This is a genomic window from Paenibacillus glycanilyticus, from assembly GCF_023715145.1.
GTDB classification, from domain to species: domain Bacteria; phylum Bacillota; class Bacilli; order Paenibacillales; family Paenibacillaceae; genus Pristimantibacillus; species Pristimantibacillus glycanilyticus_A.
On sequence record NZ_JAMBNP010000001.1, the window covers coordinates 424,004 to 445,575 of the forward strand.

22 protein-coding genes are annotated in these 21,572 nt (G+C 47.2%); 6 read left to right on the top strand and 16 right to left on the bottom strand.

From position 1 onward, the window contains the following. Positions 1 to 10 precede the first annotated feature (10 nt). Genes M3194_RS01955 through M3194_RS01965 form a run of 3 tightly spaced genes read right to left on the bottom strand, consistent with a single transcriptional unit; the run spans position 11 to position 2,671 of the window. On the bottom strand, positions 11 to 754 hold the full coding sequence (locus M3194_RS01955) for an amidohydrolase family protein (RefSeq protein ID WP_251651341.1): 744 nt from the start codon (positions 752 to 754) through the stop codon (positions 11 to 13). Continuing rightward, the gene (locus tag M3194_RS01960) at positions 751 to 1,809 is read right to left on the bottom strand and encodes a Gfo/Idh/MocA family protein (protein ID WP_251651342.1); all 1,059 of its coding nucleotides are present in this window, start codon (positions 1,807 to 1,809) and stop codon (positions 751 to 753) included. Before M3194_RS01960 ends, M3194_RS01955 begins: the two co-directional genes overlap by 4 nt. Position 1,810: 1 nt before the next feature. After that, positions 1,811 to 2,671: a phosphogluconate dehydrogenase C-terminal domain-containing protein gene (locus M3194_RS01965; protein ID WP_251651343.1), complete on the bottom strand. Its 861-nt coding sequence runs from the start codon at positions 2,669 to 2,671 to the stop codon at positions 1,811 to 1,813. A gap of 356 nt (positions 2,672 to 3,027) precedes the next feature. On the opposite strand from M3194_RS01965, the gene M3194_RS01970 reads away from it, so the two are divergent. After that, positions 3,028 to 3,834, top strand: a complete 807-nt coding sequence (locus M3194_RS01970; protein ID WP_251651344.1) for a sugar phosphate isomerase/epimerase family protein — start codon at positions 3,028 to 3,030, stop codon at positions 3,832 to 3,834. Between the two features lie 12 nt (positions 3,835 to 3,846). Continuing rightward, positions 3,847 to 4,488: a GntR family transcriptional regulator gene (locus tag M3194_RS01975; protein ID WP_251651345.1), complete on the top strand. Its 642-nt coding sequence runs from the start codon at positions 3,847 to 3,849 to the stop codon at positions 4,486 to 4,488. Between the two features lie 136 nt (positions 4,489 to 4,624). On the opposite strand, the gene M3194_RS01980 is transcribed toward M3194_RS01975, so the two are convergent. The 4 genes from M3194_RS01980 to M3194_RS01995 form a co-directional block, all read right to left on the bottom strand. Then, positions 4,625 to 5,194 carry a TetR/AcrR family transcriptional regulator gene (locus M3194_RS01980; RefSeq protein WP_251651346.1) on the bottom strand — a complete coding sequence of 190 codons (570 nt, stop codon included), beginning with the start codon at positions 5,192 to 5,194 and terminating at the stop codon, positions 4,625 to 4,627. A gap of 164 nt (positions 5,195 to 5,358) precedes the next feature. After that, positions 5,359 to 5,709, bottom strand: coding sequence for a DUF1048 domain-containing protein (locus M3194_RS01985; protein WP_251651347.1), 351 nt, complete (start codon positions 5,707 to 5,709; stop codon positions 5,359 to 5,361). Positions 5,710 to 5,719: 10 nt separating this feature from the next. Continuing rightward, positions 5,720 to 6,067, bottom strand: a complete 348-nt coding sequence (locus tag M3194_RS01990) for a DUF1048 domain-containing protein (RefSeq protein WP_251651348.1) — start codon at positions 6,065 to 6,067, stop codon at positions 5,720 to 5,722. Positions 6,068 to 6,069: 2 nt separating this feature from the next. Then, positions 6,070 to 6,372: a PadR family transcriptional regulator gene (locus M3194_RS01995; protein ID WP_285889106.1), complete on the bottom strand. Its 303-nt coding sequence runs from the start codon at positions 6,370 to 6,372 to the stop codon at positions 6,070 to 6,072. Between the two features lie 291 nt (positions 6,373 to 6,663). Here M3194_RS01995 and M3194_RS02000 point away from each other — a divergent pair, with 291 nt between their 5' ends. Further along, the gene (locus tag M3194_RS02000; protein WP_251651349.1) at positions 6,664 to 9,768 is read left to right on the top strand and encodes a discoidin domain-containing protein; all 3,105 of its coding nucleotides are present in this window, start codon (positions 6,664 to 6,666) and stop codon (positions 9,766 to 9,768) included. Positions 9,769 to 9,933: 165 nt separating this feature from the next. Beyond that, positions 9,934 to 11,013 carry a copper resistance D family protein gene (locus M3194_RS02005; protein ID WP_251651350.1) on the top strand — a complete coding sequence of 360 codons (1,080 nt, stop codon included), beginning with the start codon at positions 9,934 to 9,936 and terminating at the stop codon, positions 11,011 to 11,013. 5 nt (positions 11,014 to 11,018) lie between these two features. Here the strand turns inward: M3194_RS02005 and M3194_RS02010 are convergent, their stop codons facing one another. The 9 genes from M3194_RS02010 to M3194_RS02050 all read right to left on the bottom strand — a co-directional run bounded on the left by M3194_RS02010 (position 11,019) and on the right by M3194_RS02050 (position 19,493). Continuing rightward, on the bottom strand, positions 11,019 to 13,163 hold the full coding sequence (locus M3194_RS02010) for a heavy metal translocating P-type ATPase (protein ID WP_251651351.1): 2,145 nt from the start codon (positions 13,161 to 13,163) through the stop codon (positions 11,019 to 11,021). A gap of 14 nt (positions 13,164 to 13,177) precedes the next feature. Then, positions 13,178 to 13,516, bottom strand: coding sequence for an ArsR/SmtB family transcription factor (locus M3194_RS02015; RefSeq protein WP_311289372.1), 339 nt, complete (start codon positions 13,514 to 13,516; stop codon positions 13,178 to 13,180). Between the two features lie 105 nt (positions 13,517 to 13,621). Next, a complete protein-coding gene (locus M3194_RS02020) occupies positions 13,622 to 14,059 on the bottom strand; it encodes a PCYCGC motif-containing (lipo)protein (protein ID WP_397334275.1) in 438 nt (145 codons plus the stop codon). Between the two features lie 362 nt (positions 14,060 to 14,421). Beyond that, positions 14,422 to 15,561 (bottom strand): GNAT family N-acetyltransferase, encoded by a 1,140-nt coding sequence (locus tag M3194_RS02025; protein ID WP_251651352.1) that lies wholly within the window; start codon positions 15,559 to 15,561, stop codon positions 14,422 to 14,424. Between the two features lie 159 nt (positions 15,562 to 15,720). Continuing rightward, entirely contained in the window at positions 15,721 to 16,359 is a 639-nt protein-coding gene (locus M3194_RS02030; RefSeq protein ID WP_251651353.1) for an HD domain-containing protein, read from the bottom strand. Positions 16,360 to 16,471: 112 nt separating this feature from the next. Beyond that, complete coding sequence (locus M3194_RS02035; protein ID WP_251651354.1) at positions 16,472 to 17,167, bottom strand: alpha/beta fold hydrolase; 696 nt, start codon at positions 17,165 to 17,167, stop codon at positions 16,472 to 16,474. Positions 17,168 to 17,194: 27 nt separating this feature from the next. Further along, positions 17,195 to 18,379 carry an MFS transporter gene (locus M3194_RS02040; protein ID WP_251651355.1) on the bottom strand — a complete coding sequence of 395 codons (1,185 nt, stop codon included), beginning with the start codon at positions 18,377 to 18,379 and terminating at the stop codon, positions 17,195 to 17,197. Between the two features lie 86 nt (positions 18,380 to 18,465). Further along, positions 18,466 to 19,110: an FMN-dependent NADH-azoreductase gene (locus tag M3194_RS02045; protein ID WP_251651356.1), complete on the bottom strand. Its 645-nt coding sequence runs from the start codon at positions 19,108 to 19,110 to the stop codon at positions 18,466 to 18,468. A 92-nt stretch (positions 19,111 to 19,202) separates the two neighbouring features. Beyond that, positions 19,203 to 19,493, bottom strand: coding sequence for an ArsR/SmtB family transcription factor (locus M3194_RS02050; RefSeq protein WP_251651357.1), 291 nt, complete (start codon positions 19,491 to 19,493; stop codon positions 19,203 to 19,205). 345 nt (positions 19,494 to 19,838) lie between these two features. Here M3194_RS02050 and M3194_RS02055 point away from each other — a divergent pair, with 345 nt between their 5' ends. Further along, the gene (locus tag M3194_RS02055; protein ID WP_251651358.1) at positions 19,839 to 20,654 is read left to right on the top strand and encodes an SDR family NAD(P)-dependent oxidoreductase; all 816 of its coding nucleotides are present in this window, start codon (positions 19,839 to 19,841) and stop codon (positions 20,652 to 20,654) included. Positions 20,655 to 20,843: 189 nt separating this feature from the next. Continuing rightward, positions 20,844 to 21,449, top strand: a complete 606-nt coding sequence (locus tag M3194_RS02060; RefSeq protein WP_251651359.1) for a TetR/AcrR family transcriptional regulator — start codon at positions 20,844 to 20,846, stop codon at positions 21,447 to 21,449. The last annotated feature ends 123 nt before the right edge of the window (positions 21,450 to 21,572 follow it).

The following is a 21,572-nucleotide window of genomic DNA, read 5'->3' on the forward strand; positions in this document are numbered from 1 at the left end:
CTCCGAATTCTTATTCTGCCAGCCGGTAGACTGACAACGCGCTTTTACTCCATATCCACTCCTGCTCTTCTTCCGTCAAGCCGCAGGTCTTGACCTTCGCCAGTTCCGTCCCCGTATTATCCGCATGATCGGTGCCGAACATAAACCGGCTAGCTCCGAATTCCCGCGACCAATGCCGCAAATGAAAGCCGGAGGTCCAAGTAATATCGGCATAAAGATTAGGCGCTGCCTTCATCGCAATCGAGGTTTCGCCAGCCATGATCATCATGCCGCAGTGGGCCATGACAATCTTCACTTCCGGAAAAGCAAGCGCAGGCGCGATCAGATTGGTCGGGTTCGCGAAAGGTATCCCCGCTCCGGTATGCACCATCACCGGAACGTCCAGCTCCCTTGCGAGCGCAAAGACCTTCATGCCGTCGCGTCCTCCTGGATGAACGGCATGGGCGAACGTATGAATCTTAATGCCGACAAAACCAAGCTCCTCTATGCAGCGTCTGACTTCTTCTTCATACACCGCGTCTTTTAAATGAGGATTGGGATTGGCCATTCCGTAGAATTGTCCCGGATGAGTTCTGGCCGCTTGGGCAATCCGGTCGTGCTGCTCTCTCACCGACTCGATATCGTGGCAGGAAGCCGGCTGCAAAATGGTCTTAGCTATGCTGTAGGTTTCATGCTTCTCGAGCTGCTCCTCCCATGAGAAGTCCTCATCAAACACATAATCCCATCCCAAATGAGCATGGACGTCTATAATCACGGCTTCTTTCCTCCTATTATGACCGGCTCGTGCTTTGCAGCGCTCTCATACACGCCAAATACCATGCTCAGGGTAATCAGGTTATCGCTGCCCTCGGTTTGGAAAACAGCGCCGCTTCGCAGGCATTCCACAAAGTGAGATTGCAGCCGGATGTGGCTTTCCTCATGATCCAGCTCCGTGCTTTCCGCGAGAATATGCTCTCTTGATCCATCCTTGCCGACCATTGAGATTTGACCCGACGTATACATCTTGAGCGTTGCCTCGGAACCATCAATGACAAGCTGCTCCAAATGCACGGGTCCAACCTCCGTGCCTAGCGGACGGTCTAACTTCTGCCTGGTCGCCCAGCTCGCATCGAGATATCCGTAAAAATGATCATAGCCCATCGTGACAATACCCGAATCTTCGCCTGCAATATGAGGGCTCACACGCAACGTCTCCGCATAAAGCCGCTTTGGCGTACCAAAGAGAAATCGCCAGGTATCAAACCAGTGAGGTCCCATTTCGAAAAACAGAAGCTTCGGCATTCCCCGGAAAAACGGCTGGGGCAGTATCGTACCGGGCTCCATCCTTGGCGTATAGTAATCGGTGTGTATGTATCTCGCAGAATGCAGCGTTCCGAGCGTGCCGGCCTCAATCGCCTTTTTGATCAATTGGAAAGGCTGAAGCCATCTCCAGTTTTCCGTTACCATCAGCCTTACGCCAGCTTCCTTGGCGATTTGCACCATTTCTTCGGCTTCCCGCATGGAAGTTGCGAACGGCTTCTGGCATAAAATATGCTTGCCGCTGGTAGCCGCCGCCCTTACAAGCTCCAGATGAGTATCCGGTACCGTTACGATATCCACGATATCGATGTCCGCCTTCTCCAGCATCTCGGACATGCTGCGGTACAACTGGTTCTTGGATACCCCAAATTCCTCAGCTTTCGCCTTAAGACGCGCCTCATCCAGGTCGCAAAGAGCAACGACTTCAGCGCCGGGGATGCTGCGCCATGCCTTTAAATGCTTCTCCGACCACCATCCGGCTCCGACCAAGCCAATTTTCCAGACCTTCATGTTAGGAGCTCTTGAACTGGAGGGTGCTCAGTTTCTCGGGATGAAGCATGACGTCTACTTGCTCGTACACGCTTTCCGGCCGGAACAATTCTTTCCATCCCTCTTTGATCATGGCCTTGCGGCCATATTCGATGGCGACCAGGCAAGCGTCTGAAAACGGATTCACTTTTTCGAACACGATTCCCAGCTGGATATGGATGTGTCCAAGCAGAAAGTCCTTGGCGGCTTCATAGGGTACGCCATGCTTGACGGCTTCTTCCATCGCTTCTCCCAAAACCGTCACCATCATTGAGCTGATGGTCTCCGCCATCGTGGGCTCCAGTATGGCCATTTGTTCCACCGTGATTCGGTGGGACCTCATTACGGGAGCGAATATGTCCTTTGCCGTCTGTTCTCCAAGCGAGTAGTGCTCCTCCGGACCTTGCATTAATGCACACACAATCGCTTGTTTTGCCGCCACGCCGCCAAAGAAGTCCCGCTTAGCTTCGATTGTAACTTCGTCGTTAAACACCGGGGGATGACAAGGATGTGCAACAAAGAAGGAAACATCGCTGCGGGAAGGAAGTTCTCCCAGATAAGCCGCTGCCGGATCCAGCAGCATGAGCATCGCTCCCGTCTTCATGAGCGGAACAATGGCTGTGGATATCCGTCCGATGGCGACATCGGGAACCGCGAGAATGACCACATCCGCATCCTTCACGGCTTCCTCCTGCATGACCGGCACAATCCCGCGCTCAGCCAAGCGTTCAATTCCTTTACTGCCAATCTCAACGTAAGAAACGTTGTGATCTCCTTTTCTCAGGTTGTCTGTAATTCGGCATCCCATTTTACCCCCTGCACCAATGAGTGCGATTTGTACCAAAGCAAGCACCTCCTTAAGACGTTCACCTCGTAATTGGAATGAAATGACTTCGTTCTAGGGTCAGACTAACACACAACCTCTCAGCACACAATATGTATACAATAAAATTTTTTAGAAATATATTTTGTATACAATGTTGTTTACAAAGCCCTCTGAGCCGCTTATACTTTTCTATATACACATAAGCAAATGCTTACGCTTTCGAAGCAGAATTGCCGCCAACAGCATGCGGCAATTCTTAGGTCCATGCTTTCGTAGCAGAATTGCCGCCAAGAGCATGCGGCAATTCTTAGGTCCATGCTTTCGTAGCAGAATTGCCGCCAAGAGCATGCGGCAATTCTTTTAAGGAGGGAACTATGAAGCTTGGAATCAGCACCTATTCATTGACATGGTCAATAGGAATAGCGGGTTATCCCGCTCCCCGCAATCCGCTGAGCGTCGCCCAGCTGCTCGACATCGCCTACAACAATCATATTAAGCTTGTACAAATTGCGGATAACCTTCCGCTCCATCAAATGAGTGAAGCAGAGCTCTTATCCATCAAGAAATACGCCGATTCTCTGGGGATCGAAATCGAAATCGGTACGAGAGGAACAGATCCCGACCACCTTCTGCTCTATTTGCGCATCGCCGAATTACTTGGCTCTTCTCTTTGCCGCACCTTGATATTAGATAAGAATCTGACTAAACCTCTGCGCGAGCTTCAAGAGGTACTGCCTGCCTTCGAACAATCGGGCGTTCGCATTGCCGTCGAAAACCATGGCTTGCATACGACGAAGCAGCTTGCTTCCCTGTTTGATGCCTGCAATCATCCCTTTATCGGCTGCTGCCTGGATACGGTCAACTCTTTTAGCGCGCTTGACTGCCCCGAAACCGTTATTCGGGATCTCTCCCCCTATCTCATCAATCTTCACTTGAAAGATTTCGATATTACGAGAATCGATCATCAAATGGGCTTTATGGTTTTGGGTAAACCGGCAGGGTATGGTAAATTGGATATAGAGGGACTATTACAGACCGTTCGTAATCGTTCAACAGACTCCAATGCCATTCTCGAACTATGGACACCTTATACCGAAACGGTAGAACAAACGATTGCTTTGGAACGCCAATGGTTTGAACAGAGCCTTCAATACTTGCAAACGAACTATTTTTCTGAATAGGAGAATTTCATAATGTCAGGTACAACCGTAACTTTGAAAGAAAAGGCCTTTATCCATCTCCGCAAGCTGATATTGAATGGCGAACTGAAACCAGGTGAAGTATTGACGGAACGAACGCTTGTGGAAATGCTGGAGATGAGCCGGACTCCCATCAGAGCGGCCCTGGAGAGACTCGATGCCGAAGGCTTGGCGAATTATACTCCGAACAAAGGATTGGTCGTGGCCGAACTGTCGCTTCGCAAAGCCATCGATTTATATGATTACCGGATCGCGATGGAATGCTTTATCGTCCGTAAGCTGGCCGCCATGGAGCTCGAGAAAAACGATCTGAAATGGTTCGAACAAAATTTACGGCAGCAGGAGATTCATGTGGAGAAAGGCGATCAAGCCCTGTTCACCGAAGCAGACACCCAATATCACCGCAAGCTTGTCGAGATCTACGCAAACTCGGAAATCATTCAAGCGATGGAGCGTCTGCAGGATCAGCTGTACCGGATTGCGATAGGAGTTCTTCGGAAGGACCGGACCAGAATAAGCGTATCCTATAACGATCATGTTCGAATTTTCCAGTATATTCGCGAAGGTGATGCCGACAAGGCTAGTCAAGCCATGGAGGAGCACCTGGAATTTGGCAAACGGATTTTGATTATGTAATTCTTATAAAAAAGCACCTCTAAAGTCTTCATTGGCGGTTACCAATGACTGCTTTAGAGGTGCTCTTTATTTATCATGCGCTTAGCTGTCTATTAAAAGGTATACAAAGTGGAGAAAAAAAATCCGCTTTATCCCGTTACGTTAAAGCGGATAACAGGCTATCGGCGATCATGGTGAATCGATTCGCATCCTTAAAGCTCCTTGCAAGCAGCTGCGCTCCTTGAAGAGAAGCCAAAATTTTATGCGCCTGCACGTCTGCCGAGCCTTGGAAATGAAGCTGTCCATCGCTTCGTCCTTGCTCAAGCACACGTTCCACCCACGCCAGGTTAGCGGTGAAAAACCCGGCGAGCCTCTCCCGAACCGCTTCCGATAAGGTTGCCAAATCCGAAGAAAGCATTACGCTCAGGCAGGTACAATACGTATCCACAGGGATACTGAAAATCATGATGTATCTGCGTATTTTCTCCAGGCTGTTCTGTGTCTCGGTATCAATCTGCGCAACGGTAGCGACGAATTCTCGATGGTACCTGGTAATTAACGCTTCCCCTAGATCCTCCTTATTCGGAAAATGGTAGTGAATGCTCGCCGTGCGTATACCTACCTTCTCTGCAATGTGCGCATAGCTGAAGCCGTTGAAGCCGACCTCTTGCACAAGGGCTTGGGCTGTGTCCAGAATCAACTCTGAAGTGTTTTTGTTATTATTCATGTCTGCATTCTACCTTTCAGTAGATATAAAGTCAAGCGGCTTCCCTCCACACCAGAACATCACCGCTTACGATTCCTTGCCGCAGCTTCTCCGCCACTGAATCGCCGTTTACAATGTGCAGCATGTCACTCCTCCTTTGTACAAATGATTGAACCTGCTTCTTTTTACTTATTCTTATCCTTAGCCTTATTGATGGCCTTGCTGCCTTCCTGACTGACCGTTTCTTGATAGATGTCGGCGTACGTTTTCGAATCTTTCATTAGATCGTCGCAGAAAGCCGCTACGTCACTGCCCGTCACTTCGAGCACGCCTTTCCCCGATGCCGCGCCTTCTTCAAATAGACCGACAATCCCCGAGAGCAATCCCGTTCCTTCGGTTAGCTCAACAGGGCCGACCTTAAAGAGGTATTTTTGAAGCTCCTTATAAACGATTTGATAATCTTGCGGGAGCGCTTTGACACGAGCCGCATGTGCTCGCCACTCTTTTTTGCCTTCGATGATATCTCGTATACTCATGATTTGCCCCCTATTTGCCTAATTTTTTGGCGATATTATGGTTGAGTTGATCGCGCCACTTATCGCGGAAAGATTTTGCCCCTTCTTCGCCGGCCAGCGCTGAACAAAAGCCTGGGATATCGTCGCCCAATACCTCTTGAACACTCTGACCGTCCGCCGCCGTTTCTTCAAGCAAGCCAAGCACTCCGTCAAGAATGGGCATAAGGTTGCGACCGGTGAAATCTGAATACGGCCAAAGGCTTGCAAAGACTTTGGCCCATGCCGCTTGATAATCGGCTGGCAGCTTTTTGATTCGCGATTCAAAAGACTTCAATTCTTTAGTCATGTCGCTGCCGGTAATTTTCTCCCAAAAATTCATGATCATTTCTCCTTTAACTCGTTCATTTTGGATGATACGAACTCCCATTTTCCCCAGAATCGCTGAAGCTCCTCACGCCCCGCATCGTTGATCGCGAAAAACTTTCGCGGCGGTCCCATGTCGGAGGGCTTCTTCGTAATCTCCACCAGCTTGTTTTTTTCAAGACGGATCAGGATGGTGTATACCGTTCCCTCCACAACATCCGCGAAACCGAGGGCATTCAGCTGCCGCGTGATTTCGTAACCGTAGGTTTCTTTACGGCTTATTATTTCAAGGACGCAGCCCTCAAGCACACCTTTGAGCATTTCCGTCAGGTTTTCCAGCACAATCACTCCTTGCTATTCTGCACGACCGGTATCCAGTAATACTTACTACTGCTATAAAGTATCACGTAGTAGTTGGATTGTCAAGAGCTCGATCAAAATATTGAACATCGCAAGCACAAATTTTTTCCTTACGATTAGGCAATCTGAACAGTAAGATAGGGGCAAGTACGTGCTCTATCGTACGACAAAGCTTTGGGGAAGGAGGAACGAATGATTGCGAACTGCTGAAATATTCGAGAGGTTACTATCCTTATTGGAGGGAAGCAATTAATGAAACGACTCGTTAACGGATTGCTCGTTTTTCTATTCTTACTTTCGATCATACTCCCCGTCGGCCATGCGTCTGCAGATGCCGAGAGCTTTAAGATTTCGCAAAAGGGTTCGGTAGTTACCGCTGATAATCGCTCCATTGCCGTTACTTACGATCTATCCACCGGACGCGGAGCTTTCAAGAAAGGCTCAACGACCCTCATTAATAATTTCTATTCGGATTATCAAGCGGCCGATTCGACGGAGCGCGTTCATTCTTATGATCCGGGAACGCGAACGGCATCCTGGACGTCGATCGGCAACGATCAATACGGCAAGAAAGGCAAACGGCTTACGATTACAAACGTCTTGGACGCCGGCTCGACGATCGTTTTACGCCTTACCATGTACGATAACCAGTCGTACATACTCGCCGACATGACGGTAAACAACTCGACCAGCCAATCGATCGACATTCTTGAACCCATCGCGTCGGACAATCTGGATATCGGTCCGGGCAACGATAAGCGGATCTATACGACGCCTTACACGAACAACTACGATTTTGGCGTCGCGCCAGTGAGCGATTTCGGAAAAAGCCAGAACGGATACGACAAGCCTTACGGCGTTGATGACGTCTGGAGCAGCTTTAACGGAACAAGCTATTGGGTCGCTGCTATGTTCGACGATGCCGGTAGGAACGGAGTCGTCGCAGGCGCGGCCACGACGAAGAATTGGAAAAGCATGCAGCACCTCGGGCAAGCAACCGCCCAGAACGGGCCGCTGACCGGCTTTTCCGTCTATAATGCCGGTGGTCGGCAAAGCGGCACCTCGGTATCCTCGGACTTGTTTTTCCTAGGCTACTTCGATGACTATCGGACAGGACTGGAAACGTTCGGCAACGTCTATTCCGCCGGAGAACCGATGCTGCCGTGGAGCGAACCGGTTCCGAAAGGATACAATACCTTTTATAACTATTATATTAACGATTACGGCACGGCCGACGCGCTGTTTAGCATGACCGATTACTTCGCGGCGAACCTCAAATCGCTCGGCTATACTTATATGAATCTGGATTGCTGCTACAAAGGCGTCAAAGACAAGACGGTCGTCGAGAATCTGCATGATTACGTGAATTACGTACATGGCAAAGGCATGAAGGCCGGTTCCTATGCGGCTCCATTCGCGATTTGGGACAAGCTGACCGATACCGTGCCTACCACTTCTTATACGTTTGACGAAATCGCGCTTAAAGATGCGAATGGCCAAAATATCATGTCTTATCTTAATACGCCGATTGTCGATGCGACCCATCCGGGCGGAAAGGCCTACCTTATCTGGCTGATGAACTATTACTTCGTAGAGCCGGGATTCGATTACGTTAAGCTGGATTTCCTTGACTTCGGCATGTTTGAAGGCAGCTTCCACGACGCAACGAAAAACGGGATGCAGGCATACCGGATCGGTATGGAAGCCATGCGCGATACGCTGCTGGCCGCCCCTCAAAAAATATTCATTCACGAGTCGATCGCGCCGTTGCTGCCTTCGGGTTATGCACACAGCAGAAGAAGCGGCTGCGATACGACAATCGGCTTAAACGATAATGCCGGCATTCAATATTCGGGCATGGAACGCCAGGCGTTTAACGCGGCTGCCTCTTGGTGGACGAACGGTACGTTATACAAATACAACGACGGCGACATGGCGATATTGGAAAACGTCGTTCAAGGCGTATACGGCAAAACGACGCTGAATCAAGCCACGCTCCTCTCTACGGCCATTGTACTAGGCGGAGGACATTGGCTGATCGGCGATAATGCAACGATGGTCTCCGAAGACCGGATGAAAACAATCGCGATTAACCCAAGCTTGATGGACGTATCGAGTCTGGGAAAAGCCGCCAAGCCGGTCAGCATGACGAATTTCTACCATAAAGGCGAGCGCTCTCCGTCCGTCGCGTATATGATAGACAATAAAGACAACGGCAAAAGCACCATCGTCGGGATTTCTAACTGGGATATGTACAACAACAAGCCTGTTGTCGTGAATTTTGAAGATCTTGAATTAAATAAAAACGCTCCGTACGCGATTTCCGAGCTTTATAGCCAAACCAAACTCGGGACGTTCACGGGAAGTTTCTCGCGCATTCTTAAACCCGGCGAATCCATCATCCTTCGCATCTCCAATAAAGGCAAAGGCGATGGCGTTGATGCTCCCGTCAATCTGGCGCGCGGTGCCGGAGTCCATGCAATGGCTTCCAGCTACTATAGCGAAGGTTACGAAGCATCCAAAGTGATTGACGGCGATCTTTCAACGCGCTGGAGCGCCGCTTGGCCGGGAACCAACGACGAATGGCTGGAAATCGATTTCGGCTCGCCAACTGCCCTAAATCGCGTTGTCGTTAACGAATATGGCTACGACAAGCAAGAATACCAAGCCTGGCAATACGCGCTTCAATATTGGGATGCTGCTGCATCCAAGTACGTCGATCTGACAAAAGGTTTGGTGCTTGGAGACCGAAGACTGCTGGACTTCCCTACCGTAACAACTTCTAAAGTCAGGCTATATATAAAAACAGCCCACTGGCTTAACTCGGTGACCGAAATCGAGGCTTATAACATCCCTGGGAATACGGGCTACGTTATTGCGCAGGACACCAGCAACGTCTCGTACTCGGGTTACTCGGACATTCGAGCTCAAGTCCAAAGAATGCAAACGTTCACGCTGACAAGCGGCAATTTACCGAAACTGGACGTCTACTACTATGAAAGCTATGTCAACAAGATGCCGGAAGATAATCTGTACCTGGACATCGTAGAGCTGGACGCTAACCTTAAACCTGTCAAGAAATTGTTCACGGCGGCTATTCCTCCCTACAATATCTTGGGATCTCCGCAGCCTTATTCGATCTATCCGAGACTGAAGGGGCTCGATGTCAACAAGAAATACGGTCTGATCTACCGGTCGCCAAACGCGCTGGATGACGGTTCAACGGATAATAAATACGGGTTCGGCTACGTCAATCAAGACATCTATGCCGGCGGCATCGCCCAGTATTCCAACGATGGCGGAACGACTTGGCAGCAGCAGCCGGACACGGATTTCATCTTTACGATTTATAAATAATTTGACCGAACCAACAAATCAAACAGCAGCAGTCATGGGCGAAAAATTGACTGCTGCTGTTTGACTATGCTAACTGCTCTTATCTGGCTAGCAGCTTATTTCCGTTTGGCTTTCATGGTAAGATTAATCCCAGTATGTTCATCCCTTATTTTTGGAGTTGATTCATTGTATATCTATTTTTTTGAAACTGTTCTTTACCTCTCGTTTGCGATCTCCGCCGGTTATCTGATACTAGCGTTTGTTCCAGCTAATCTTAAACCGGAAATGAGCATGCCCTTTCGATTGGTGCAGCTTGCCGCTATTGGAATACCGTTGTTTTCATTTGCGTCCATAGTGAGAACATCCGTTATACTAATGGATTTTGCACCCCAAATGTCATTCGCGGAAGTCCTCCTGATCGTACTCGGCGACTATTCCTTCGGACGTGCTTGGATCATGATGTTTATACTGGGCAGCGCTTTATTTATGACTATTTCTTATAATGGCTTGAAACATAAAACTTCAAAATGGAGTGCAGCCTGCATCTGGGTATGTTTGGTTCTTGTTCACGGATGGGCAAGTCACCCGGCAACGCTGTCCAAAACATGGGGACTGATGTCCCAGTCCATTCATGTTGGCGCGGTTTCCGCTTGGCTTGGCATACTCATTGCTATCGCATGGTTTAGGAAGGGAAATTGGAATTGGAAAGCTTTTACCCGCTGGTATACGCCGCTATCCATCTTAAGCATGCTCCTTATCGTGGCGGCTGGTTTAGTCATGATGTCCATTATCATTGAGGTTGGCTATATCAGCTCATGGGGAATAAATTACGGGGCCGCTTTGCTGCTCAAGCATCTGTTGTTTATTCCGCTTATATTTCTGGCATTTATGAACGGCTTTCTGACCAAAGTCTATGCAAACGGTCAGAATGCACGCGGTTTGCAGTCGTGGCTCAAAGCGGAGAGTATTGTTGCTTTATTCATTCTTGTATCCACTGCTTTTATGGGAAGCCAGGAACCTCCCCACGAGACGGAATCTGAGGATCCAGTCCCCTCTATTCTAATCAGGCTTTTTCACCCTCATTTGAAAGATTTGGCCCTTCAATGGAGTTGGAATTTGATAGGCACCGTTTGCATGATTCTTGGAATGATCTCGCTCTTTCTTTTATTCACAGCTTATAGAAGAAATAAAAGGGGATTATTCACTGTCTATACGATCGTTGCCGTGTTATCCTCTTTTTTAGGCTTGCTCCAATCCGTAAAATAAATCGGTTACGAGGTTGTTTCATCGCTTTTCAATTTTAACAGCCTCATACTGTTCAATATTACGATCAACGCGGCTCCCGTATCGCTTATCACCGCAATCCATAAAGTCAGCAAATCCGGAAAAATAAGAATCAAAGCAGCTGCCTTAATAATCAGTGAGAACCAGATATTCTGATTAATGATCTGAAGAGCCTTACGGCTTAACTTAATCGTATGGGGCAGTTTCTCTAAATTATCAGCCATAAGAACGATGTCGGCGCTCTCCATGGCCGTATCTGACCCGGCACCGCCCATCGCTATTCCCAGGTTGGCCGTTGCAAGGGCAGGCGCATCATTAATGCCGTCACCGACCATCGCGACAACTTGATTCTCCGCCTGCATCTGCTTAATTGCATTCACCTTGTTCTCGGGCAATAAATCGGCGAAATAACGATTCACCCCCGTTAGAGCGGCAACCTTCCTCGCACTGCCTTCATGGTCTCCCGTCAGCATGACAACTTGATTAATGCCGACACTTCGGAGATCGTTCATAGCCTTCACGGAAGAATTCCGAATACGGTCCGCAACGGCAATTACCCCTAGCAGCTCTTCTCGAGTGCCCACAATTACGATAGTATGTCCTTCCTGCCTAAGTACGCCGATCTGCGATTCCATGTCCCCTATCGGGCTATTAAGCTCTTGAAACAGCTTGAGGTTTCCTGCAAAGTATTCTTGACCGTCAATGCTGGCGCTAACCCCTTTGCCTACCATGTTTCTAAAATTCTCACCTCGCCGGGCACGCAATCCTCTATCTTTTGCAAAATCCGCAACGGCCTTCGCTATAGGATGCGCGGAATACTCCTCCAAGGTAAACGCGATAGACAATAATTCAGTTTCCGTCGTTATTCCGGCAGGTATCACTTGAGAAACACTGACTTTCCCTTCCGTTAAAGTACCCGTCTTATCGAAGGCAATCGCTGTCATTCGTCCCGCAACCTCCAGGAATGCACCTCCTTTAATCAGGATGCCGTTCCTGGCCGCGTTGCCGATTGCGGACACAATCGCCACAGGCGTAGAAATCACAAGCGCGCAAGGACAAGCTACAACGAGCAGCTCCAGTCCTCTATAAAGCCAATCATTCCAAGATGCTTCAAATAAGAGAGGCGGAAATAGCATAACCCCAAGTGCCAGAATAAAGATGATTGGCGTATAGATTCGAGCAAACTTGTCTGCAAAGACTTCGGTAGGCGCTTTCTGTTCTTGAGCTTCTTCGACCAGGTGAATGATCTTGGATATCGTGATATCCTCGACGAGCTTCGTAACCTTGATCTCCAAAGATCCATGCTCGTTGATCGTTCCAGCATAGACCAGATCCCCGGGCTGCTTATCGACAGGGATCGATTCCCCGGTTATAGGAGCCTGATTAATGCTGGACTCCCCACTGATCACTTCTCCGTCTAGCGGGATTCTATCGCCTGGTTTAACGACAATCACATGCCCAACCGAAATTTGTTCAACCGGCTTTCTTAATAGATGTTGACCGCTCTTCACCCATGCTTCGGGCGGCGTCAAATCAATCAGGCTGCGAATGGAGTTTCGAGTCTTTTCAATAGACCGTTCCTGAAGAACGTTGCCCAACGCGAACAGCCATACCACGGTTGCGCCTTCAAGCCATTCTCCAATTGCAGCCGCGCCAAGAACGGCAGCCGTCATTAATACGTTCATGTCTAACGATCGGCTCTTCACCGCATAATAGGCGCTTCTCGCCGGCTTGTATCCTCCAATAAGAATGGCAGCTGCATACAGGACATTCATCAACGCTTCCGAAACGCCCGTATACGATCCGATGAATCCAAACAGCAATAAGACTCCCGATAAAACAACCCGATTTGTCCCCGACTTGTCTTTTTTTGCTTCTACCGGTTGTTTTCGCGAGACGAGAGAGGCTGTATATCCCGCTTTCGATACCTCTTTTATGATTTCCTCCACGGATCCGTCATGCTCGATTGTCATTTTGCCCGAAGAAAAATTTACGCTGACCTGTTTCACGGCTGGTTGGGATTTAAGATGATTTTCGATCGTTAAGGCACAAGAGCCGCAGTCCATCCCATGTATGATATACTCCCTTTTTATTCCGACGGCATGATCTTCTTTTGCCTTATCCACGCTCATAATGAGATTCCCCCTTACGGCTTAGAACAGCAATCCCGTTCATCATTTTTATCGCAGGCTGCGACTTCCCCTTCCACCTGAACAAAAACAGCCTCCATAATGTTCATTAATTGAACGATTTCCGCATTTCTTAAGCTATAAAAAATATACTTGCCTTCCTGACGGCTAACGATAATTCCGCAGCCCTTAAGACAGGCCAAATGCTGTGAAATATTAGACTGATTGCCGTTTAGCTCATCGACAATTTGAGATACTGTTTTTTCTTTGTTTTTAATGCACTCCAGTATTTGAAGCCTCGTCTTATCGCTAAAGCCGCGAATGAATTTGGCTTTGACTTCATAATTGGCTTTCATCCTTTTAATCCCTCCACCAATAGTTCCTAATATGAATTATATTAGCATTCGCTAATATGTGTGCCGGTTTTATCCTCCTATCAGATTTGACGGAGGATATTCAGGCTATGTAGGCGGCATTGGCGTTTTAGTAGGCTTACCAAACCCCGTTTTATAGGTTTCATCAATAAACTTCCGAATTTCTTTGTTCGTGGCTCCCTGCTGTTTCATTTGGGCGGACTGAACAGCGATTTGCAGGCATACCCCGCAGCGTGTTCCATGATCCGTCCAGATGATTGAACCGTCATCCTTAGTCTCCTTAATAAAGCAGTTGAAATTGTTCTTATGACCGTGACCTTCGCCGCAGCCGCAATAGCAAGGTATCCATTGAAGGATGTCCTCTGTTGCTGCGGCCAGTTGATACACGGTACGAACCTCATCGGATTGACTAGATAAAAAGGCAGGAAGTACTTTGGTAGACGAAGTTGTTTCCAGGAGATCCGAATCGGCATGTGCGTGGGATTCTTCTTCCTTTTTGGAGGAACAAGCGGCCGTGAACAACATAATTACGATCAAGAAGATGAACGTTTTGTACAAATGCTTCAAGCTCTCACTCCTATCCTATTAACTTTCACTCAGAATAAATCATTTCCTATTATTTATAACCATAAAAATCACAATGATGAGCACGAATAATCCCGCAATTGACCATAAAATACTTGTCCAATTCAATGAGGCACCGCCATTTTTTCAATTTCCCCTCCTTTCCTTATCAGCATGTTAATCGCTTAACTCATGACTTTCAATAAACGTCCTAATTGTTTGTGCATCATACCCGCATTAAAGCACCTCCGGAGCCTGCTCACGCGGAACCCGGAGGTGCTTACCCTTAGTGGATAGGTTATACTAATCTATCGATCAAGCATTCATATAAAGCACAAGCCTGCCGTGTACGGAAACGGAATCGGGAATACCTCCTTATAGGCTTGGGCTGCAGACGGCAGCGGCACTTCTTCCGTTCCGGCATGGTCGAAGATCAACTTGATCAATTCCACTTCGCTCAAATCTACCGGATTTCCGCCTGTAAGTTCTGCCAATTGCCAGCTGCCGTTCTCCTTCCGGTTCAACTGAAGACCGTTTGGACCTGCTTGCTGCGAAAGCCAAGGAGATAATTGGTCGATCAAGGCTTCGCCGTTCAGAATACAGACGGTGCCTGGTTGACCATCCAGCGACGACGGAATTGCAGACAACTGCGCTTGAATAGCCTTCTCGTGCCACGGAACGGGAATCTCCAACGATTGCAAGCCGTATCGGCTGACAGCATCGGCGAACAGTCTCGCGACCTCAGCCGAATCACCGGCATACTCCAGAACTGCCCCGCTTGGATTCGCCTCCGTCGATACTCCAATAATCGCAAAGCTTGATATCCTATCGCATGACTCCTGTACCAGAACCCGTTGACTCATTCTATATACGCTTGCCATTGCTTCTGCCTTCAGCAGCGTGCCGAACTCGTTGATCCCAAGCTGATAGCGAATCTCTCGGCTTTCCGCAGCCTCCTGCATGGCAAACAAATCCTCCGGTCGCATCTCCCGGATCTCGTTATTCACATCGGAATTGTCTAACAACGACTCCGCTTGCCATTCATTCATGCGGTATCGTTTAAGTCTCCCGAACAATGCGCAGCCTGCCCGCGTATACAGTGAACGATCTCCGGAGACAAGCAGCAAGGAGGCTCCTGCTTGCCGCGTGAAGGATTGAACCTCCTCCAAAAGCCGACTTGCGTAACCCTTTCCTCTTGCCGAAGGGTCCGTACAGACGGAACCAAGCGAGGCTACTCGCAGCGCGGCTTCGCCGATTCTGATCGTCCATAGAGCAACGCCCATAAACGATACCAATTTTCCGTCTTCCTCAAACGCGCCGTAAGATAGATGCATAGCCGCATCGGAGAAGAGAAACGGAAACAATTGTCCCATAGACAGCTGATCGCCGTCGCGGAATGTTGCATCTGACAAGCGGACAGCTTCCTGCATTTCAGCGCCTGTCAATCTTCGGATCTGTACCATTACCATTCCTCCATTCACGCATTCTTCTAACCGTGGTTCCTTGCCGAACTTCTTCGCCGTTTAGTCGAGCAATTCCTTCACGGCCATGCAGACAAAAAAACTGCACCTCCATTGTTAGTGATGCCTAACAAATGAAGGTGCAGCTCATTCTAAACCGGCTTACTCATCCCATCTGGAATGAAGAATACTATGGCAAAAGTTCGGTCGTTTATATCCCGGAAGAAACATTTCGCACACGTCCGCGTTGATCGTCCCGTATGTTGTTTCCGGCTTGTGTTTGAAGCCCTCCAGGAACGCATGTAAAATGTCTTGTTTAAAATTGTTCCTCGGAAAAGCCTTGACGATCTGCTCCCGCGCTTCTTCCGAGATGAGATCGAAGTTCTTCCCCACTACATCGTATCCGACTCCAAAATTCATAAGGGCTACTTCGGTTTCCTTATATTCGACGATACCGACGGTAGTATGAAGGGCTACGGCATCCCATACCAGCCGGATGTATTCTTCCGGTACGCCGCGGGATTTTAGAAAACTGCGTGCCGCGTTAGCTCCATCAACCTCAAATCGTTTGTCATCGCTCCGGAATGCGGGAGTGAGGCCAATATCGTGAAATAGCGAACTGATATAAAGCAATTCTGGATCGTATTTAATTTGATTAAGGTTGCCCTTCATAGCTGAAAACAAAAATACCCGGTTGGAGTGGTTCCATAGCAGATCGTCGCCATGCTCGCGCAATAGCTCAGCTGCTTCAACAGCCAGCTTACTATCAGGGATTTTAATATCCGCAATTAAATTCGACATCGACAACTTCCCCTTTACTCACTCATTATCCTTATAACAATGAATAGTTCTATATTTCGCATTTGCTGGTCCTGGTATACGGAACTTTCCCCCTATACGCACGAAATGTCATTTAATCAATGTTGAGCAAGATGTTACTTAATTGTTCTGGCATGGAATAGAACGGCGAGTGGTCCGTATCCAGCGAAAATACTTTCTTGCAGGGAGATGCAGCATGCATTTGCCTCTGCCGATCGATAGGTATGGCTTGATCTCGAAGGCCTTCAATGTAGTAGCGAGGAACTCGGCCAAAATTTTGTTCCGTCAAGTTTAATGGCGTCACAAACGGACTCAAAGATTGCACCCGTAATCGAACCGCTGCCCGAACGGCATCCTCATCCAGACAATTATTGTAGAACGTATCCTTTGCTTTCTCAGCGGGAACGGTAATGGTGCGGCGATCTTCTGACACCTGCATATTCGGATTAGGCGGAATGATGATCATGTTTTGACCATTCTGCAGCAGAAACGCGGTTAAATAAACAATCCATTTAATTCGATTCGGACGGTACTCTGCTGCTTGCGATACAACAATCCCGCCCATGCTGTGCCCGACTAGAATAACCTCTTCGTCAAGCTCATCAATAACTGCTACCACGCGATCTGTATATAGATCGAGCGTTACGTCTAATACGGGGGTTTGGTCTTCACCGTGACCGGGTAAATCTATAGCTATTACGCGATGTCCGTTGCTTTCTAACACAGGAACGATTTTCTCCCAACACCAAGCTCCGTGCCAAGCACCGTGAATGAGTATATAAGTAGACAACGAAATCACCTCTGCTATTGTAATGTTTTATGAAGCAATAAGCTTCTTCTTGGTTTCCGCTTGACTAGACAGAATACCGCTGGATACGAAATAGAACAATGCACCGGCAAAGCATAGAGCAGCAAATAAGGCGACGCCGACAAAACCGTTAAACGCGGCATAAATCAAGCCTGCAATCCAAGAGCCGATTGTGGTCGCCGCATACATGATCGAATTGCCCAAGCTTGAGATCGTGCCGCGAATCGTCGGATTTAACGAGGTGAGAAGCCCCATGATTAACGGAAAAGCGATTCCCATGTTCAAAAATACGAAAAAGTAAACACCATCGAACGCCGCAACCGAGGGCAAGAAAGGCAATACGATAAAACATGCGGTGGCGAGAAGAAAGCCCGCAACCAGCGTATTGAACCGATTGAACTTTTGAATCACGTAAGCACCGCCAAAGCTCCCCACCAGATTACCGACACCAAGAAAAAACATCACGTACCCTACTTGATCAACCGAAAGCTCGAATCTGTCCGTCATCCATTTGCCAATAAACGAAAAGGCAGCCATAAATCCGCTGTTAAACAAGAAATGTCCCAGAAAGGATCTTCTAGCGATTCTGCTGTTCAATAAAGGGAGATATCTTTTGAATATCGGCGGCCTGGTGCCTTGATTTTGGTTCGGTTTCATGGAAGGCAAAGCGTAATGGATAAATATCGACACCACGAGGGAACAAGCGCCGATTACATAAAAAGGATAAGACCAATGGGTGGAAGCAAGCAGTCCTCCGATCGGAATGCCGAACGCTTGAGCAGCAGCCAAGCCGGCCATAACGACTCCGAATATTTTGGCGTTCTTGGACGCAGGAAACAACACGGGAATGGAAGCCCAAACTTGAGGCGAGGTAAACGCTGCGCTGATTCCCGCCAAGAAACGGTATAAAAACATCGACCAAAAGCCCGTGGCAAATCCGCATAATATGGTGGATACCGAAAAAGCGAGCATGCCGTAAAACATGACTTTTTTGCGATCCCATCCATCCGAGAGCGGTCCGGCAATCAATGCAAACAGGGCATAGCCTAAAGCATAAGCACCTACCATCCAACCGGAATATGCGGTCGGGATATCAAACAATTCCTGGAGAGTCGGGATCAGAGGTGAAATCAAAAATGTATCCGTGCCGATAAAGAACATGATCATAAATAATAAAACCGTTAATTTCCCCAAATTGGCCCCCCCATTTCTCTCTAATTTAGTAGTAATTCAAAAAGTATTGAACTACGTTGCAAAAAAAAGAAGCATTTCTTTCCGCGTCAGTAGGCGGCAACCGACAGACGATTAGCGGCAGCCTCCGCATCGAGATAAGCCTTTTGCAATACCTCTTCGGGAGCTTTAATCGAAGTCCCTTGTGCTCTTACGATTTGATAATCTTTAATGCCCAGGAAATCGAACATGGCTTTCAGATATTTATGCGAGAATTCAACCTTATTGTACCAGTCGTCATTGGTATAGATTGATCCGCTCCCTTGGATAACGAGAAGGCTTCGGCCATCATCCAATAAACCGACCGATCCCTGTTCCGTAAACTTGTAGGTTTCTCGAGGAACCATAATATGGTCCATATAGTCCTTTAGCTTCGACGGTATGTTGAAATTATGCAAGGGCATAACGATAACGTACTTTTTAGCTTCTTTGAATTGTTGGATGATCTCGTAGCCGCGATCCACAATGCTTTGTTCCGATTCCGTGAGCGCCGTTCCTTCCTCCAATTTCTCCCGCGCCTCAAGAGCGGTGCGATCAATCAAGGGAATATGCTCCTCATGAAGATTGATCTGCTCGATTGCTGCCGAAGGATTCAATTCCTTATACGCCTTCAAAAAATGTTTAAATACCCTCAAACTGAATGAATCATCGGAATCCACCTTCGGATGCGAATTAATGATTAGCATTTCGGCCATGTCTGTTCACTCCCGTATCATTTTAGATAAAAGCAATATATTTTGTAGTTCAATAAGTTTTGAACTATAGGGCGAAAAAAGAAGATTTCTTTCTACAAAGTATCCAGAAATCCGGGCAAGTAAGCTTGAAAGGTCTCCGTATCGATACTCATATACCTCGTTTGCGCTTCTTTTCGTACCTTGATCAATTTCGCCTCCCTTAATGTACGCAAATGATACGAAGTATTCGATTTCGAAGTTCCTTGTATGTCTCCCACTTCTCCGCAGTTCATTTCTTTTTTATTGGCATATAGATTCCGGATAATTTCTAATCTGGTTTCATCGGCCAATGCCTTGAAAATTCGGGCTCTGCTCTCGTCATTCAACATTTTTTCATTAGTCATAAAATCATTGTATGAACAAACTATGAAATAAATCAAGTCGCCTGAGCGATAACCGGCAACCGAATACCTGGATCATAAGTTTCGATGCTTTGTCCTCCTTTCACCCTTGCACAAGCTCATTCTATGAAATTCAAGATGATTAATCAATAATGTCATTTCTATAGAAACGATAGATCAGTTAAATCACGATTATTCCGCATGAAATCTTCGAGCTTATAGCAAGAAGTTTTTATTTGACTAATCTCTGCTTATGACTATAATAAAAATGAACGGTCTGTCTTTTTTATAAAAGAATTATCAATTTCTATAAGCCGCAAGCTTCATTATCAGAGGAGGAATTATTTTATGAGTAAAGTATGGTTTATTACGGGCACCTCAACAGGATTCGGCCGACAATTTGTAGAGCAGCTGCTTCAAACGACGGAAGATAGAGTTATTGCAACAGCGCGTAAATTGGAAGCCATTCAAGATTTCAAATCGATTGCCCCGGATAGAGTCAGCCTTATTTCGCTTGATGTAACTAACAAAGAACAAATCAAAACCGCCGTTCAAGAGGCTGTCGATACATTCGGAAGAATCGATGTGGTTGTTAACAATGCGGGTTATGGTCTCTACGGCATGATCGAGGAATATTCCGATGAACAAATTAGAAAGCAATTTGATGTCAATGTGTTTGGCGTATTAGATGTGATCCGCGCAACCCTTCCAATTTTCAAAAATCAAAACTCCGGGCATTACGTCAACCTTTCATCCTTCTTTGGAACTTGGTCAATGCCGCCGTTCAGCCTTTATGCTGCATCAAAATTTGCTGTAGAAGGGTTTTCCGAAGCCATGGCAAGTGAACTTGCCGGATTTGGCATCAGGACCACAATCGTTGAACCAGCCGTATTCGCTACCGACTTCTTGGGACATTCGCTTGAACATACCGACAGAAAGCCCGAATATGATTCGGTCTATGCAGCCTATAACGAAGGGATATCTTCGTTAACAATAGGAGATCCCGTCAAGGCCGTGAAGACGATTATCGATATGATTAACAGCGAGAATCCTCCTCTTCACTTCCCTGTTGGTTCCTTTGCATCCCACAGCATCCGCAACGCGTTTAGCAAAAGAATCGAAGAAATTAACGCTTGGGAGAAATTATCGAGTGAAGCGGATTGAGACCATGACTCCAGATTATAGATAGTGATAAACCCTTGCCATTCATTCCATATATGAAGCTGACGCCGATACTCCATCGGTGTCAGCTTTTTTTAAACTTATATTTGCTTTGTATTCGTTGATTTTTTCAGAATCAACCATTTATGTTAAAATAAAAGGAACGTGTTGATCTGAATGCGAGAAACTTGAATGGAGGGAAAGGAAATTCGTAAAGGCGAGAAAACAAAGCAAAGCGTCATTGAAAAAACTGCTCTATTGCTTAACCGCCAAGGCTATTTGACGACTTCGCTGGCTGAAATTACAAATGAAACAGGCTTGCAAAAAGGCGGGTTATATAACCATTTCAAAGATAAAGAAGAACTCATGGTGGAATCATTTAAGTATTGCTGCACGCTCATTGATGAACGAATTCATGCGGCCCTCGAAGCAGAAACGACATCGGTTAATAAACTGATCGCATTCGTCACGCTTTATTGCGACTTGGATTTCCCGGGCGGTTGTCCCATTGCGAATGCGGCTGTCGAAGCAAATTCGGCTTCCCCATCCTTATTTCAAAATGCCCAGGAAGCCATGACACTCTTGCTCAATTTACTTGAAACGATTATCGAAGCAGGGAAATCCAAGATGGAAATTAAGTCCCATATTGATCCTAAGGAAGCCGCATTATTTATTCTTTCCTCTGCTGAGGGAGCGGTATTGATGCTAAAGCTCTTCCCTCACAACTTATCTATAACGGTTATTAAGGATCAGCTTATCCGATACATCCATGAAGATTTAAAACGGAATGAAGCTTGAACAAACCGCACCTCCGTCGTTAGCCGTTTCTAACAATGGAGGCGCGGTTTTTTGATTATTGAAACACTATTCACGGTTACTGGGTGTGCTACAATAACTAGCGAAGGAATCTATCAATCAAAG